The sequence below is a fragment of the Aeromonas veronii genome (assembly GCA_041319085.1).
GTDB lineage: Bacteria > Pseudomonadota > Gammaproteobacteria > Enterobacterales > Aeromonadaceae > Aeromonas > Aeromonas veronii_F.
In genome coordinates this window covers 1912297-1929008 of record CP101033.1, presented here as the reverse complement: position 1 = coordinate 1929008, position 16712 = coordinate 1912297, and the positions used below count along the sequence as shown (strand labels likewise).

General features: G+C 60.2%; 12 protein-coding genes. 2 read left to right on the top strand and 10 right to left on the bottom strand.

Features of this window, described 5'->3' with window-relative positions; all coding sequences use genetic code 11:
• Window positions 1–98 precede the first annotated feature (98 nt).
• Window positions 99–2885, top strand: a complete 2787-nt coding sequence (locus tag NMD14_09205) for an insulinase family protein (GenBank protein XEI34534.1) — start codon at window positions 99–101, stop codon at window positions 2883–2885.
• Window positions 2886–3216: 331 nt separating this feature from the next.
• On the opposite strand, the gene NMD14_09200 is transcribed toward NMD14_09205, so the two are convergent.
• The 4 genes from NMD14_09200 to fruB form a co-directional block, all read right to left on the bottom strand.
• On the bottom strand, window positions 3217–3864 hold the full coding sequence (locus NMD14_09200; protein ID XEI34533.1) for a thiopurine S-methyltransferase: 648 nt from the start codon (window positions 3862–3864) through the stop codon (window positions 3217–3219).
• Window positions 3865–4102: 238 nt separating this feature from the next.
• Window positions 4103–5827, bottom strand: coding sequence for a PTS fructose transporter subunit IIBC (fruA, locus tag NMD14_09195; GenBank protein ID XEI34532.1), 1725 nt, complete (start codon window positions 5825–5827; stop codon window positions 4103–4105).
• On the bottom strand, window positions 5824–6813 hold the full coding sequence (gene pfkB / locus NMD14_09190; protein ID XEI34531.1) for a 1-phosphofructokinase: 990 nt from the start codon (window positions 6811–6813) through the stop codon (window positions 5824–5826). Before pfkB ends, fruA begins: the two co-directional genes overlap by 4 nt.
• Window positions 6813–7913 carry a fused PTS fructose transporter subunit IIA/HPr protein gene (fruB, locus tag NMD14_09185; GenBank protein ID XEI34530.1) on the bottom strand — a complete coding sequence of 367 codons (1101 nt, stop codon included), beginning with the start codon at window positions 7911–7913 and terminating at the stop codon, window positions 6813–6815. The genes pfkB and fruB overlap by 1 nt, the downstream gene beginning before the upstream one ends.
• A gap of 296 nt (window positions 7914–8209) precedes the next feature.
• On the opposite strand from fruB, the gene cra reads away from it, so the two are divergent.
• Window positions 8210–9208: a catabolite repressor/activator gene (gene cra, locus NMD14_09180; protein XEI34529.1), complete on the top strand. Its 999-nt coding sequence runs from the start codon at window positions 8210–8212 to the stop codon at window positions 9206–9208.
• Window positions 9209–9372: 164 nt separating this feature from the next.
• On the opposite strand, the gene rnd is transcribed toward cra, so the two are convergent.
• The 6 genes from rnd to NMD14_09150 form a co-directional block, all read right to left on the bottom strand.
• Complete coding sequence (rnd, locus tag NMD14_09175; GenBank protein ID XEI34528.1) at window positions 9373–10485, bottom strand: ribonuclease D; 1113 nt, start codon at window positions 10483–10485, stop codon at window positions 9373–9375.
• Window positions 10486–10593: 108 nt separating this feature from the next.
• On the bottom strand, window positions 10594–12285 hold the full coding sequence (fadD, locus tag NMD14_09170; GenBank protein XEI34527.1) for a long-chain-fatty-acid--CoA ligase FadD: 1692 nt from the start codon (window positions 12283–12285) through the stop codon (window positions 10594–10596).
• Between the two features lie 183 nt (window positions 12286–12468).
• Complete coding sequence (locus NMD14_09165) at window positions 12469–13335, bottom strand: alpha/beta hydrolase (GenBank protein XEI34526.1); 867 nt, start codon at window positions 13333–13335, stop codon at window positions 12469–12471.
• Window positions 13336–13355: 20 nt separating this feature from the next.
• Entirely contained in the window at window positions 13356–13871 is a 516-nt protein-coding gene (locus NMD14_09160) for a Slp family lipoprotein (GenBank protein ID XEI34742.1), read from the bottom strand.
• A gap of 118 nt (window positions 13872–13989) precedes the next feature.
• The gene (gene tsaB, locus NMD14_09155; GenBank protein ID XEI34525.1) at window positions 13990–14691 is read right to left on the bottom strand and encodes a tRNA (adenosine(37)-N6)-threonylcarbamoyltransferase complex dimerization subunit type 1 TsaB; all 702 of its coding nucleotides are present in this window, start codon (window positions 14689–14691) and stop codon (window positions 13990–13992) included.
• Between the two features lie 90 nt (window positions 14692–14781).
• Entirely contained in the window at window positions 14782–16701 is a 1920-nt protein-coding gene (locus tag NMD14_09150; protein ID XEI34524.1) for an ATP-dependent DNA helicase, read from the bottom strand.
• Between the last annotated feature and the right edge of the window lie 11 nt (window positions 16702–16712).

Below are 16712 nucleotides of genomic sequence, written 5' to 3'. Positions count from 1 at the left end.
ACAATTGCGCTACCTCTCAGAAAAGGGTTTGCCTGACGGGATAGCGGGGTCGATAATCATGTTTAAATTCAAATAAATCCAACGTGAGTCACACGCCAATGAGCCCATATGCCAGTCCCAATGACCATCGGCAATACCATTTTCTGGAGCTGGCCAACCGGCTCAGGGTCTTGTTGATTTGTGATCCCGAAACCGACAAATCCGCCGCCTCGCTGGCGGTCAATACCGGCCATTTTGACGATCCTGCCGACCGGCAGGGGATGGCCCATTTTCTGGAACACATGCTTTTTCTCGGCACCGCCACTTACCCCAAGCCAGGTGAATACCAGCAATTTATGAGCCGTCATGGCGGCAGCAACAACGCCTGGACCGGCACCGAATTCACCAACTTCTTCTTCGAGATCGACAACGGCTTCTTCGAAGCAGGGCTGGATCGCTTCTCCCAGTTCTTTATCTGCCCCACCTTTGATCCCGAGTGGGTGGACAAGGAGCGCAACGCGGTCGACTCAGAGTATCGCCTCAAGCTGCAGGACGACATGCGCCGCAGCTATCAGGTGCATAAAGAGACGGTTAATCCGGCGCACCCCTTCTCAAAATTCTCGGTGGGCAACCTCGATACCCTGGCCGATCTGCCGGGACGGGATCTGCGCTCCGACCTTATCCGGTTTTACGAAAGCCACTACAGCGCGGATCGCATGGCGCTGGTGATGATCTCGCCGGAATCCATCGATACCCAGTTGCAGTGGTGCTGTCGCTACTTTGCTCCCATTTTGAATCGCAATTTGGGAACCCCGACCCTCACCATGCCGCTCTACCGGCTCGATGATCTCGGCGTGCACATCCACATCAATCCGGTCAAGGAGACCCGCAAGCTGTCGCTGAGCTTCCCCTTGCCCAACGTGGACGCGTTTTACGACAAAAAACCCCTCACCTTCCTGAGCCATCTGATTGGTTATGAGGGGGATGGCAGCCTGCTCTCCCTGCTCAAGGCGAAAGGCTGGGTCAACCAGCTCTCGGCGGGCGGTGGCATCAGTGGCGCCAACTTCAAGGATTTTGGCGTCAACTTCGGCCTGACCCCTCTGGGCCTTGAGCATGTGGACGACATCCTCGCCGCCCTGTTTGGCTATCTGAAACTGATTGGCCGCGAAGGGCTGCAGAGCTGGCGCTACGACGAAAAACGCACCGTGCTCGAATCGGCATTCCGCTTTCAGGAGCGCGGCCGCCCCCTCGATACCGTATCCGGGTTGGTGCTCAACCTCTTTAGCTACCAACCTGAGGATCTGCTCTACGGCGACTACATGATGCGCGAATATGACGAGGGGCTGATCCGCCGCTTCCTCGCCAAGCTCACCCCGCACAACCTGCGTATCACCATCACTGCGCCGGAAGTGGCGACCGATCGGCTGGCCCGCTGGTATCAGACCCCCTACAGCGTGACGACCATTACCGAGGCCGAGAAAATTCGCTGGCAGCAGAGCGAGCCGGATCCGGCGCTGGCGCTACCCAAGCCCAACCCCTTTATCAGCAGTAGGCTCGATCCGCGTACGCCCGAGCTTGCCGCCGACATGCCCGCCTGTCTTATCGATCGCCCCGGTTTTCGCCTCTGGCACCTCCATGAGCACCTGTTCAGCGTGCCCAAGGGCAATCTCTACATCTCCATCGACAGCGAACATGCGGTCAAAAATCCGCGCAATATCGCCATGGCGCGCCTTGCCGTGGAGCTGTTGGCCGACCATCTCAACGCCCTCACCTATCCGGCGGAGCTGGCGGGGCTGGGCTATCAGATCTATGCCCATCAGGGGGGCTTTACCATCAACCTGAGCGGTTTTGCCGACAAGCAGCCGCTGTTGCTCGACATGATCCTCGGCAACCGCACCCTGGGGTATCCGGATCCGGGTCGCTTCGCCGAGATCAAGGAGCAGCTCATCCGCAACTGGGACAACCAGTCCAAGGCGCGCCCCATCTCCCAGCTCTTTAACCAGCTCACCAGTTTGCTGCAACCGAACAACCCGCCGTTCGAGCAGTTGCTGCGTCACCTGCGCACCGTCGAGCTGGAGGAGATGCCCGGCTTCGTGGCCCAGCTGTTTGGCGAGGTGCATGTCGAGGCGCTGGTACACGGCGACTGGACTGCCGCCGAAGCGCTGGAGCTGGCCGCCCTGATGGAGCGCCACCTGAGCGATATCAATGGCACCAGCAGCAAGCCGAGCGGCGAGACCCGCCGCCCGCTCATCTCCATTCAGGACAGGGGCACCCTTATTCGCGAGCAGGGTTGCGATCACGAAGACTCGGCACTGCTGGTCTACTACCAGTCCCGCACTACCCGGGCGCGGGATCTCGCCTGCTTCACTCTGGCGAACCACATCATGTCCTCTACTTTCTTCCATGAGCTGCGCACCCGCCAGCAACTGGGGTATGTGGTGGGCGCTGGCAACCTGCCCCTCAATCGCCACCCGGGCCTGATCTTCTATATCCAGTCGCCGGTGGCGGGGCCGCAGATCCTGCTCGATGCGGTGGAGGAGTTTATCGATCTCTTCCCGCTCGCCATGCTCGAATTCACCGAGCAGCAGTGGCAGGAGAGCAAGGCGGGGCTGCAAGCCCAGCTGAGCGAACGGGATGCCAATCTGCGCAGTCGCGGCCAGCGGTTGTGGGTCAGCATCGGCAACAAGGATCTGGGGTTCGATCAGCGGGAACGGGTCTGCGAAGAGGTGGGCAAGTTGAGCCGCGCCGATCTGGTGCGCTTTATCACCCAGCTGCGCTCGCGCACCTCCGATCGGCTGATCCTCTGCAGCTATGGTCAGGGACACGAACATGACGAGCGGATCACCGGCCAGTTTATCGACGATCCACGGGCATTTCGGCTCAATGCCGCCACCTTCGAGGCCTGATCAGGCCTCGCACTCCCCCGTTTTTCCTGCCCACAGTAAATCGCAGACAATAAAAAGCCGACCCATCAGGGTCGGCTGGAAAAACCATAACAATTGCGACCAAAGCCGCCAAAAGTGAACATGAGCGTGAAAATCAGACACTGAGTTGCTGATCAGCAAGCGGGAAAGACCCAATACTCGCTTTGCAATGCCAACAGTGATTGAGAAACAGCCTCATAGTAGGCACTCCCCCAGACAGTCACGTTGATCTATGTCAAAGGAGGTAGCGAAGAGCGCGCAGCCCGATGATTTGTCGGCGCAGATCACCCTTTGGCCGACCGTTAGCTGCCCGTTAGCCACGGCGAACCAGCCGATACGCCACCTCATCGAAGTAGGAGAGCTGGCCCGCCAGCACCCGCGGGTGATCCACCTCGGCGGCGCGCCCCAGCACCTCGATACGAAAATCGCGCTCGAACAGGGCTCGCACCTCCATCTCACCCACCGAGAAGGGGGGCTGACTCTGCTGCTCCGGCTGATATTCAAGGGTCACCAGCAGGATCTGGCCACCGGTCTCGACCAGCGAACTGATCAGGGCCGCATACTGGCGGCGCATCGCGGTCGGCAGGGCGATCAGCGCCGCGCGGTCATAGACCAGCCGGTAACGGCGGCCCAGACTGGCGGCGGCGAAAAAATCCCCCTGAAAAATGCGCAGGCTGTCCACCTGATGGCACTGATAAGAGCCCACTCCGGTCACGGTCGCGGCGAGCTGGTTTTCACTGAAGAACTGGCTGACGGCAAGGCTCGATAACTCGAAACCGTCGACCGGATGGCCCTGCGCGCTCAGCCAGAGCATATCGCGGGACTTGCCGCACAGGGGAACCAGCACCGGCTCATCCGCTTGCTGGGCCGACCACCAGGATTGCAGCCAGTGGTTGAAGTCCGCCTGATGAAAGCCAATCCGGTTCTCTTCCCAACGCTGATGCCAAAACGCAGCTTCCATCGTTATTACCCTTCTGTACTAAAGATGCCTCAATATCACAACTTAACCGATACCGCGCAACCCTCTGCCCTCCCCTTTTTGCGCGCAGCCCCGGCGTGTAACGTGTGATTAGACGAATGCTTGAGCAGCCCCTTCCCGCCAACTTTGCGACCGTTCAGTTTAAAAATGCATATAAAAATGCCGCCCGGTTTTACAACCGGGCGGCATTAAACATTGTGAGTTAAAGGTGGAACAGCTATCAGGCCGTGGCCAGCTTGGCCTGCGCTTCACCGCGCTTGAGCATGGCGTAGGAGACACCCGTCAGCAGCGAGCCTGCCGCAATCGCCACGATATACATCATGACGTTGCTGATGGCGTGCGGGATGAACAGCACGAACAGGCCGCCGTGGGGTGCCATCAGCTCGCAGCCGAACAGCATGGAGAGCGCACCGGTCAGGGCGCCACCCACCATACAGGCCGGGATGACGCGCATCGGGTCCTTGGCGGCAAACGGAATGGCTCCCTCGGAGATGAAGCACAGACCCAGCACGAAGGAGGCTTTACCCGCTTCCTGCTCCGCCTTGATGAACTTGGTACGGGCCAGGAAGGTGGCGATCCCCATCCCCAGTGCCGGCACCATACCGGCGGCCATCACCGCAGCCATCGGGGCATAGGTTTTGGAGGCCAGCAGACCGACACCGAAGGCGTAGGCCGCCTTGTTGACCGGACCGCCCATGTCGAAGCACATCATGGCGCCGATGATGACACCCAGCAGCACGGCGTTGGCAGAGCCCATGTTGTTGAGGAACTCGGTCATGGCATTCATGATGCCAGCCACCGGGCCACCCACGACGTAGATCATCACCAGACCGGTAAAGAGGCTGGCCACCAACGGAATGATCAGGATGGGCTTGAGCGCTTCCAGGGTGGTCGGCAGACGCACCTTGTCACTCAGATACTTGGCGCTGTAACCGGCCAGGAAACCGGCCACGATGCCACCGAGGAAACCGGCGCCCAGCGAGCTGGCCAGCATACCGCCAATCATGCCGGGAGCGAGGCCCGGACGGTCAGCGATGGAGTAGGCAATGTAACCCGCCAGCACCGGGATCATCAGGGCGAAGGCGGAGCCACCACCGATCTTCATCAAGGCCGCAGCCAGAGTACCTTCCACCTTGAACGCTTCGATACCGAACACAAACGAGAGCGCGATGATAAGGCCGCCCGCAACCACCATCGGCAGCATGAAGGAGACACCAGTCAGCAAATGCTTGTAGGGGCCCGCTTTTTCCTCTTTCTTGGGCTGGCTGCCGCCACTGTGGCGATACAGTTTTGCCTCATTCCACGCCTTGTCGAGCTCGGCGCGGGTTTTCTTGAGCGCCGCGCCGGTGCTGGTGCGATAGACCTGCTTGCCATCGAAGCGGGCCATGTCCACTTCGATATCGGTGGCGAGGAACACCAGATCGGCAGATGCAATCTCCTCGGTAGTCAGGGCGTTCTGGGCACCGACCGAGCCTTGAGTCTCGACGCGGATCTGATAACCCAGCTGTTTGGCCATGGTCTCCAGCGCTTCTGCCGACATAAAGGTGTGGGCCACCCCGGTCGGGCAGGCAGTCACCGCCACGATGCGCTTGCCAACGGCGGCTGGTTTGGCGACAGCTGGTGCGGCTTGATGACGATAGACGCTGGCACCGCTGGTTGCGGCCTCCAGCAAGGCAGCCGGATCCTGCAGGGCGAGATCCATGCTGCCCTGATAGACCCGCTTGCCGTCATAGGCGGCGAGATCCACCGGGGCGCTGGCGACAACCAGCACCAGATCGGCGGCGGCAATCTGCTCCTTGTTCGGCACCTGACGGGGCTGCACGCTGGAGCCGACGTCGAGGGTGAGTTCCCAGCCAGCCAGTTTGGCCTGCTGTTCTATCCGTTTTGCAGCGAGAAAGCTGGTGGCAATGCCCGCCGGGCAAGCCGTAACCAAGATTGCTTTCATTGGGCATCTCCTGAGTTTTCCATTGAGGGGGTATTGCATTGAACCGGTGCCAGCGCATCCAGACGCTGTACGCGCACCTGTTCAAGTAAAGGGTTGAGCACACTGATATCGCTAAAGCCGACCGCCACCTGACTGACCGCCAAGGCCGAGACGGCGGTGGCCAGCCGCAAGGTCTGCTCCGGCGCCCAGCCAAGGCTGAGACCATGGGCGAGACCGGCGACCAGGGAGTCGCCAGCACCGACCGTGCTGACCACCTGCATCCGCGGCGGAATGGCTTGCCAGACGGCATCCGTGGCAAACCAGATCAGACCATCGGCGCCGTTGGAGATCACCACGTTGGGGATCCCGCTTGCCTGCAGCGCGCGAGCGCACTCGGCCTGCTCGCTCAAGGTCTTGATGGGGCGGCCAGCCCACTGGCTCAGCTCTTCCAGATTGGGTTTGACCAGGGTCGGCGCCGCCTTGATCCCTTCGCTTAAGGCCGCGCCGCTGCAATCGAAGATCACCTGCTTGCCCTTGGCCTTGAGCAGGCGGATCAGATGGGCACAGTAATCGGGGGCCACCCCTTTGGGCAGGCTGCCTGCCAGCACGAACCACTCCGCCTGCGCTGCCAGCGCGTCGATGGCATGCTCCAGCGCGCTCACTTCCCCTTGGTGGATGGTGAGCCCCGGCAGGTTGAGATCGGTGACCCGACCGGACTGCTCGGAGATCTTGACGTTGATGCGGGTACTGCCCGCCACGCGCACGAAGTGATCTGCCAGCATGCGCTCAGTAAACAGGGAGACAAAGCTCTGCTCATTGTCCGCGCCAAGCCAGCCGGTCACGCCCACCTCGCGGCCCAGATCTTTGAGCACCATGGCAACGTTGATCCCCTTGCCCGCGGCGCGCAGGTTGGCCTCGCTCACCAGATTGACCTCGCCAAGGCTCATCGCCTCGAGACGGGTGGTGAGATCAAGGGCGGGGTTGAGGGTAATGGTGACAATCTTCATCAATGCGCCCCCTCGCCCAGACCGGCAGCGATCGCCTCACCGATCCCCTTGAGAGCCGCTTGCGCATCCGCCCCTTCGGCGCGAAATGCCAGACGGTGCCCGCACTTGACGCCAAGGCCGATCACCTTCATCAGGCTCTTGGCGGAGACCGCCTCGCCGCTGCCATCCAGATTGGTAACCCGGATGTCGGATTCAAACTCTTTGGCTACCTTGACCAGCATGGCGCCCGGACGGGCATGCAGGCCGTGGGGATTGATGATGGTGAAAGTTTCACTGAGACCGCTCGCGGGCCCCGCCTGCAACATGGCAATACCATCGCTGCTCACCAGCGTGGCCAGCTGATCGGCCGCTGCCAGTTTGGCCAGATTCTCAAGTTGCGGCAGATGGCTGCTATCTGCGGCACACAGCAGCAGCAGGGCGCTGACCGGCTGTTCACCTGCGGTGAGTACGCTGCTCGGGGTGGCCAGCACCCAGCCGGTTTGGGCGGCTTGCGCACGGGCCAACCAAACGCCCTCGCCCAGATAGGCAGGTTCGCTTGCCAGCAGCGCCGTCACCATGGCGGCATCGCCCCAACCAGCAGATTTGGCACGAGCGGCCGCCCCCAGCAACAGCTGGTCGCGATCGTCGGCCGGGAAATCTGCCAAGGTCAGGTATTGCACCTCTTTCGCTGCAGTGGCACCGGTCAGGATATTGATAATGGTGTCGGCATCGCTGGCCTGTTTCAATTGCGCGGCCGCCTGCTCGTCACCCAGCACATGGGTGAGCTGGCGCAAAATGCCCAGATGCTCGTCAGACTTGGCGGCGATGCCGATGGCGACATAGGCGATCTGCCCCTCATCCCACTCGATGCCGTGGGGGAACTGGGCCACCATGACGCCGGTGTGCTTCACCAGATGGCGGGTGTCGGTGGTGCCGTGGGGAATGGCGATGCCACTGCCAAGATAGGTGGCGTGTTGCGCTTCACGGGCCAGCATCCCATCCACATAGCCCGAATCCACCAAACCGGCTTCAGTCAGTTTGCCTGCCAGCAGGGCAATGGCGTCCGACTTGGTCGCCACCGACTGTCCCAGCAAGATCTGCTCTCGTGCCAACTTCAACATAGAGACTCTCCATCAGGTTCCGGCCGAGCCGGTACATCACAATTGAACATTCTGGTAACTCGTCAGCTGACAATAGACCCGATCGTCGTTGTCTATGATCGGAATGCGATTTTCAGGCCACTGGAACTCTTCGTTGCTGACAGGCTGAATCGTTTCACTTACACTCAGACTGAATCGTTTCAGCGAATTGATCAAGTACCCACAAAGAGTGCTTTTCAATGATATGATCCCGCGCACACTTTTCGGTGCCCTCACCCGGCAGTGACCGTGGGCCTTGCAACTCAAACAGAGCCAATATGATGAAACTGGATGAAATCGCCGCCCTCGCCGGTGTCTCGCGCACCACGGCAAGCTATGTGATCAATGGCAAGGCCGACCAATACCGCATCAGCCAGGCTACCCGTGACAAGGTGATGGCAGTGGTCACCGCCCACAACTACCAACCGGACAGCCGCGCCGCCTCTTTGCGTGGCGGCCAGACCAAGACCCTCGGCTTTATCCTGCCCGACCTTGAGAACGCCAGTTACGCCAAACTGGCCAAGCGGCTGGAACAGGGGGCGCGGGCGCAAGGTTATCAGTTGCTGATCGTCTGCTCGGAAGATGATCCCGCCACCGAAAAGGAGCTGGCCCAGATGCTGGCCAGCCGCCATGTGGATGCCCTGCTGGTGGCCAGTTGCCTGCCCCCCGACGACCTCTTCTATGGCACGTTGCAGGCACAAGGCAGTCAGATCCTCGCCATCGACCGGGCCATGGCCGCCGATCAGTTCGTCACCGTCGCCAGTGAAAACGAGAAGGCGTGCTTTGATCTCACCAGCTCCCTGCTCACCCCTACCTTGCGCCATATCGCCCTGATCACCGCGCTGCCAGCACTCACGATCAGTCAGGAGCGCAAAGCCGGTTTCGAGCAGGCAGTCGCCAGCCACCGTGCGGCTCGCCACCTGTGCGAGGGGGATCACTTCTCCCGTCTTGAGGGGTATCGCCTGATCAAAGATCTGCACCAGCAGCTGGGCCAACTACCCGAAGCGCTGATCACCACCTCCTATATCCTGATGGAGGGGGTACTCGATTACTTGCTGGAGTTAGAGCTGGAACAAGAGACCGATATGAGCCAGCTCGCCATGGCCACCTTCGGAGACGATCGGCTGCTCGACTTTCTCCCCTTTGGCATCAACTCCCTCCCCCAGCAGCACGACGCACTGGCGAGCCAAGCGCTGGAGCTGGCACTCAAGGCAGTGAACGGCGAATACCAGAGCGGCCTGCACTATGTGAGCCGCACCCTTAAGCGCCGCCGTTAACCCGCTTCGCAGCAGACCCTGTTTGCCGAGAAAACAGCACGACCACAAGGCTGCCAGAATCGGGATGCTGCCCGTCCTCGGATCCTGACGGCTGCTGAATTCCCCTAAAAAAAAATCCTCACCCTAGGGTGAGGATTGCTTCACAGCATCAGCATGCAGATGGCTTATTGTGCCAGCAGATGACCTACCAGCTCATGACGCCACCCTTGCAGCAGCATCGGCTTGTCGCTGCGGGCCCGCTCTTCATCGTTCATCCGCCAGCTCCAGGTGAAGTACTGGTGAATGATCTTCTTGCTGGCAATCAGCTCGGGCGGAATATTGCTCGCCTTGGCCTTCTCTTCCACCATGGCCTTGATGCGCTTGAGCTCGGCCTTGTACTGGGGGAAGTCCACCAGCCGGCGAATGGGCTCGGGCCAGCTGTCAGGATCGCTCTGCTGGGCGCGGGCGACGATATCGAGCATCCGCTTGCCATGGATCTTGATCTCGATGGGGGCCAGCCCCAGTTCGTTGAGGTCGCGCATGGAGGTCGGACGACGCTCCGCCACCTTGAACAGGTGCAGCTCCTTGACCACGAAGTTGAGGGCCAGATCGCGGCGTACCGCCTCTTGTTGGCGCCAGGCAGCCAGCTCGCGCAGGATGGCGAGCTCACGGCGCCCCAGTTGCCAGGCGTTGACGATCTCAAGGTAAGCCTGACGGGGGTCGCTACCCTGGGTCTTGCGGGCGGAGTGGTTCTGACACTCCTGCTCGAACCAAGCAAACTTGCCGCTTTCCCGCAGTTTGGCCATCACCTTCTCGTAGAGCGGCATCAGGTAGAAGACATCCGCCGCCGCGTATTCGAGTTGACGTGGCGTAAGCGGGCGTGCCAGCCAGTCGGTGCGCGCCTGATCTTTCTCCAGCTCGACCCCGAGGAATTCGTTAACCAACGCACCAAAGCCGACCGAGACGCCGTAACCGAGAAAGGCGGTAGCCAGCTGGGTATCGTGCATCTGGTTGGGCAGGTGGCCCGCCTGATGCTGGATCAGCTCCAGATCTTCGCCAGAGGCGTGCAGGATGGCGATCTGCCCTTCCCTGCCCAGTCGCTGCCAGAGGGGGGAGAGATCCAGGGTGAGCGGATCCAGCAGCGCCAGACGCTCGCCATCATAGATCTGGAACAGGCCAAGCTGGGGATAGTAGGTGCGGGTGCGAACGAATTCAGTATCGATAGCCAGAGGAACGTCGGCCAGAGCAGCGAGATAGTGCTCCAGGTCGGCTTGCTGAGTGATAAGTTGATAGTGCATCTGTGCCTGCGCAGTTGATCAGGGCCAAAAAGAAAAAACCGTGGGCTGACCCACGGTTTTGCATAACGACGGCGCTGGTTTGCAGAGAGGTCTGCAGCCACAATCCGGTTATTGCTTGGCAATCTCCTCGTCGCGCAGTACGCGGCGCAGGATCTTGCCCACATTGGTCTTGGGAAGTTCGTCACGAAATTCTACCAGTTTCGGCACCTTATAGGCAGTCAGATGTTTGCGGCAGTGGGCAATAATCTCGTCCTCCTGCAATTTTGCATCTTTCTTGACCACAAAGATCTTCACCAGCTCGCCGGAGACCTTGTGCGGCACACCCACGGCGGCCACTTCCAGCACTTTCGGGTGCAGCGCGACCACATCTTCGATCTCGTTCGGATAGACGTTGAAACCGGAGACCAGGATCATGTCCTTCTTGCGATCGACGATCTTGAAGAAACCCTGCTCGTCGCACACGGCAATATCGCCAGTACAGAGCCAGCCATCCTGCATCACTTCGGCGGTCGCCTCGGGGCGCTGCCAGTAACCGGTCATAACCTGCGGGCCGCGTACCTGCATTTCGCCGGGGGTACCGAGGGCATGAACCACCTGACCGTTATCATCCACCAGACGGATCTCGGTGGAGCAGACCGGCAGGCCGATGGAGCCGTTGTAGTCAGTCAGATCGTAAGGGCAGACGCTCACCAGTGGCGAGCACTCGGTCAGGCCATAGCCTTCCAGCAGCGGAGTATCGGTCAGTGTCTTCCACTTCTCTGCGACCGCACGTTGCACCGCCATGCCGCCACCGATGGTCAGCTTGAGCTTGTCAAAGGCGATCCCCTGAAACTCTTCGTTGTTGACCAGCGCATTGAACAGGGTGTTGACCCCGGTAATGCAGGTGAAGGGGTACTTCTTGATCTCTTTGACAAAGCCCGGGATGTCGCGCGGGTTGCTGATCAGCAGGTTGTTGCCGCCGATACGCATAAAGAGCAGGCAATTCACGGTTAGGGCAAAGACGTGATAGAGCGGCAATGCGGTGACCACGAACTCCTTGCCGCGCTCCAGCATGGGACCGTAGACGCCGAGGCACTGCTCGACGTTGGCAATCATGTTGCGATGGGTCAGCATGGCCCCTTTGGAGAGGCCTGTGGTGCCACCGGTGTACTGCAGGAAGGCGAGATCGTCGTTGGTGATCTCCGGCTTGATGTACTGCAGAAAACGCCCTTTTGAGAGGGCCTGACGCATGGTGGTAGCGTGGGGCAGATTGTATTTCGGCACCAGCTTCTTGACGTACTTGACCACGAAGTTGACCAGGGTGCCCTTGGCCAGCCCCAGGTTATCCCCCATCCGGGTCAGGATAACGTGCTTGATCGGGGTGTCGTAGACCACTTTTTCCAGGGTATGGGCGAAGTTGGAGACGATGACGATGGCTTTGGCACCGGAGTCCTTGAGCTGATGCTCCAGCTCGCGCGGGGTATAGAGCGGGTTGACGTTGACCACTATCATGCCGGCGCGCAGGATGCCGAACACGGCGATCGGATATTGCAGCAGGTTCGGCATCATCACCGCAACCCGATCCCCTTTCTCCAGCTTCAGCTCGTTTTGCAGGTAGGCAGCAAAGGCGCGGGACTGCTCTTCCAGCCGGCGATAGGTGATGGTTTGGCCCATGTTGACGAAGGCGGGCTGATCGGCGAACTGGGTCACCGAGGATTCGAACATCTCGACCAGGGAGCTGTATTGGTCTGGATTGATCTCGGCGGGAACCCCTTCCGGATAACGTTTCAGCCAGACTTTTTCCACAAACTTCTCCTGCATAACTAGCACCTGTGCGCTCACTGTGTTGCCTCCGTCCCGGTTCACATCCATTTTAATCGGTTGTTTTAAGCTGATGCTCTAATGCCGCACATATTTACACAGCGCAACATCAATTAACAGCAAATTAACAACAGGAAAATGTGAGGGAGAAAACAAACCTGGAATTATTGAAAGCTGGCGATTCTACCGAACTTGACAAAACTTTACGATACAAACGGCCGTATCAACCGAATTTTCCATATGAAAATGGTGGTTTCCACCCAATCTGACCCGCTCGATCTGCTGGAAGGCATCCTGACGGGCCTGCCATTGGGCTTCCAGCGCGGCAAAGCCCTGCTCCCCCTGAATCAACAGCACCGGACAACGGATAGCCGCCATCAGCGCCCGAGCCTGCCCTTCGCTCATTCTCAGGGGTGAAAGATCCCGCAAGCGGGGGTCGCTGCGCCAGTGCCAGCGCCCTGCCCTCATCTCAAGCTGCCGTTCACAGATAAGATGTGCCGCCTGCGGCGTGATATCCGCTACTTTGCAACGGGCGGCTACGGCCTCATCGATGGAGGCAAAGCCGTTGGCCGTGCGTTCCCGGGTGCGACTGCGGTTTAAAATCGCTCGTCGCAGCTGGGAGGGCACCTCCTCATCGGGTTGGCTGAGCGGCCCCAGCCCCTCCAGCATGATCAACCGCTCTACCTGTTCGGGAAACACCCCGGCATAGGCCGAGGCGATCAACGCCCCGAGGGAGTGACCGAGCAGAGTGAAGCGCGACCAGCCCGCCGCCTGCACGATCTGGTAGAGATCGTCCAGCCAGTCGACAAAAACATAAGGGGTGGTTTTGTGATCGGAGTGACCGTGCCCCGGCAGATCGACACAGATGAGGTGAAAATCCCCCAGATGCGGCGCCAGCGGCAAGAAGCTGGCACTGTTGTCGAGCCAGCCATGCAAGGCGATCAACAGGGGTTTGCCCTGCTGATCATGCTCAGCGGATGGGTTCTCCAGCAGGGCTACCCGCCGCCCATCTGCCAGGGTCAGCAGCCGCTCGTGCATGGTGCTCATCATAGCGTTAATCATGGCAAGCCTTAGCGACGCAGCGGCCGTCTCGGCCAGAAGGGATCATAGAAGGGGTCGTAGAAGTAGGGGTCCATATAGCGCACCTCCACCTCCTTGACTGGCGGCCACAGCTTGCTGCCCGTCACATTGAGCACCGAGAAGCGGTACTTGTGCTCGCCAATCTGGCTATACACCGGTTGGCCTATGGTGCCAAGCACCGTCAGGCTGCGCCCCTTGGCGTAGAGGGTCGGATCGACAAAACCCTTCATGATGGCCAGAAAGCGACCCGGGCTCTGCTCGGTCTGCTCCGGCACACCGTTGGACTTGAGCGGCAGATAGACCACTTCAATAACGCTCTGATCCGCCTTGTTGTGCACCGCCGAGATAACGCCGCTCCAGCGGGCCGGTTTGCCCTCCATTCCGCCAAGGGCGGGTTGATAGGCCACCAGCTGGTTTTCTGGCTCATAGGCCAGCTCCTTGGGGACCGAGCTGCAGGCCCCGAGCAGCAGGGCCAGCGCCCCGACCACCATAGTGCGTTTCATCATGTCGCTTCTGGTCTTACGCATCATCTCACTCTCCTGTTGCCAGTGTGGCCTGTCGGGCCACCCGCTTGTGTTGCAGCTGATGAGCGGCAAGAGCGACATGAAGTCAGCGCTCCTGCCCTTATTCGCGACCCGGCAGTTTTTTCCAGGTCACCTTGTCACGCAAATAGACCGGCGTTGCCTGCTCAACCGGCACCGCCTCCCCCGCCAGCCAAGCGGCGCGGGCCAGCGGCAACATATCTTCTGCCGCCGGGAAGCGCACCTGACTCACCGCCAGCTCATCGGCCAAACCACTCAGGGTCTCGCCATAGGTTTCAAAACCGGTGCCGACGCAGGTCACCCGACCCACCAACTTGCCACGGGCTTCAACCAGCTCAGCGGGATCACTCACCACCTCGTCACCCACCAGCTGCATGCGGCCATCGAGCAGCGCATAGCGGCCGAAATAGACCTCGTTCATTCGCGCATCGATGGCGGTCAGCACCTGCTGGGCGCCATCCAGTCGATAGGCCCCTTGCGCCATGGCGGCCAGCGTCGAGATGCCAATCAGCGGGACACCCGCACCAAACGCCAGACCTTGTGCCACCCCGATACCGATCCGCACGCCGGTAAAGGAGCCCGGGCCGCGGCCGAACGCGATGGCATCGAGGTCGCTCAAACTTATCCCGGCATCCTCTAACACAGCCTGAACCATGGGCAGGATTTTTCGGGTGTGATCCCGTGGCGCCTCCTCCCAACGGGAGAACAGCTTGTCACCCACCAGCAAGGCGGCGGAGCAGGCTTCGGTGGCGGTATCTACGGCCAGGATCTTCAACTCGTTCATGCTTTCCAATCTCTATAAAATCAGTCAATTACATAACCGGCAAGCGAGATATGCTCACCCGTTGTTCAAATCTGTTAGCTGGCGGCACACTTATTCACCGCGTTCACCGCGATCGAAAAAGCTCCCCAGCGTCCCCAACTCCCGAGTGCGAGGAATGGCGGGCAGACTCTTGATAAAAGTGGCACCGTAAGGTTTGTTGACCATCCGTGGATCACAAATCACCAGCACCCCGTGATCACTGCGATCACGAATAAGCCGCCCCACCCCCTGTTTGAGGGCAATCACCGCCTTGGGCAACTGCAGCTCGGCAAAGGGATCGCCCCCCTTGAGCTTGCAATCATCCACCCGCGCCTTGAGCAGCGGATCATCGGGACTGGCAAACGGCAGTTTGTCGATGATAACACACGACAACGCCGCCCCTCGCACGTCGATCCCCTCCCAGAAGCTGCTGGTCGCCACCAGCACGGCCCGGCCATTCTCGACAAACTCCTTGAGCAACCGCTGCTTGTTGTCTTCCCCCTGCAACAAGACGGTGCGGCCAATCTCCCGGCGCAGCACTTCGGCCACCTGACGCATCACCTGATGACTGGTACAGAGGAAGAAACAGCCGCCCGGTGTCTTGTTGATGAGCGGGATCATCAGATTGGCCAGCAGCTCGCCACGACCAAAGGCGTTGGGCTCCGGCAGATAGCGGGGCACACAGAGCCGCGCCTGCTCGCCATAGTCGAACGGACTGTCGAGGATCAGCTCGGCGCTACCCGCCAGACCCAGCTCGGCCTTGAAGTGATCAAAACGCATATCCACCGTCAGAGTGGCGGAGGTGAAGACCCAAGCCACTTCCGGTCTTTGCACCTCGGCACTGAATCGCTCGGCCACCGACAGCGGCGTCAGATTGAGGGTGAAATGAAGCCGTGAGCAGTCGTACCAGTAAGAGAAACCGGTCTGGTTGACCGCCAGCACCTCGCCAAGACGGGTGCGCAGTTCACTGATGCGCTCGAAGGCGTGATCCAGCTGCTCGCCACGGCCGAGAGCGAGTTTCAGCACCTCGTAGCAGAGCCCGATGGCATCGTTGAGACGAGCCAAGGCCTGACCCCAGAGCGGCTGGCGCAGCATGTCGCGGGTATTGCCGCGACCGCCATCCACTCCGAAGGCAAGCCGCAAGTCCTGACTGGCGATAGCGAGCCGGTCCGCCGCCTTGCCAAGCTGGGCCATGTCGTGGGCCTCGGCCCGATAGGCCAGCTGGATATCCTGCGCCAGATCCTGAATGGTACGGCTACCCACCGACTTGCCGAAGTAGTTGGTGGCGATCTCCGGCAGCTGATGCGCCTCGTCAAAGACATAGACTTGCGCTTCTGGTACCAACTCACCAAATCCGGTGTCTTTCACCGCCATATCGGCGAAAAAGAGGTGATGATTGATCACCACCACCTGAGCGTCCATGGCGCGTCGACGGGCCACCACCAGATGGCAGTCGTCGTAATAGGGGCAGTCGCGACCGAGACAGTTGTCGTTGGTGCTGGTGACGTGGGCGAGGATCTCGGCGTTCTCCTGCAATCCCGGAATATCCCCCACATCGCCGTTATCGGTGGCGGTGGACCAGGATTTGACCTTCACCAGATCGTTCAGGATTTCAGGCTTTTGCAGATGGGATTCGCTCAAGAGCCGGTTCATCCGCTCGATGCAGAGATAGTTGCTGCGCCCCTTGAGCAGAGCCACTGGCGGGGTGTAGGAGAGCGCACCGGTAATGGTCGGGAGATCCCGATAGAAGAGCTGCTCCTGCAGGTTCTTGGAGCCGGTGCTGATCACCACCCGCTTGCCGGACTCCAGCGCAGGGACCAGATAGGCGTAGGTCTTGCCGGTACCGGTCCCCGCCTCCACCAGCAGACGGCCACCACTCTTGATGGCGCGCGCGACCGCTTCAGCCATCTCCAGTTGGGGAGCGCGGGCTTTGAAACCATCGATATGGCTGGCCAGAGGGCCATCTGGCTTGAACAGGGTCTGGATGGTCAAAAGGGCGTCCC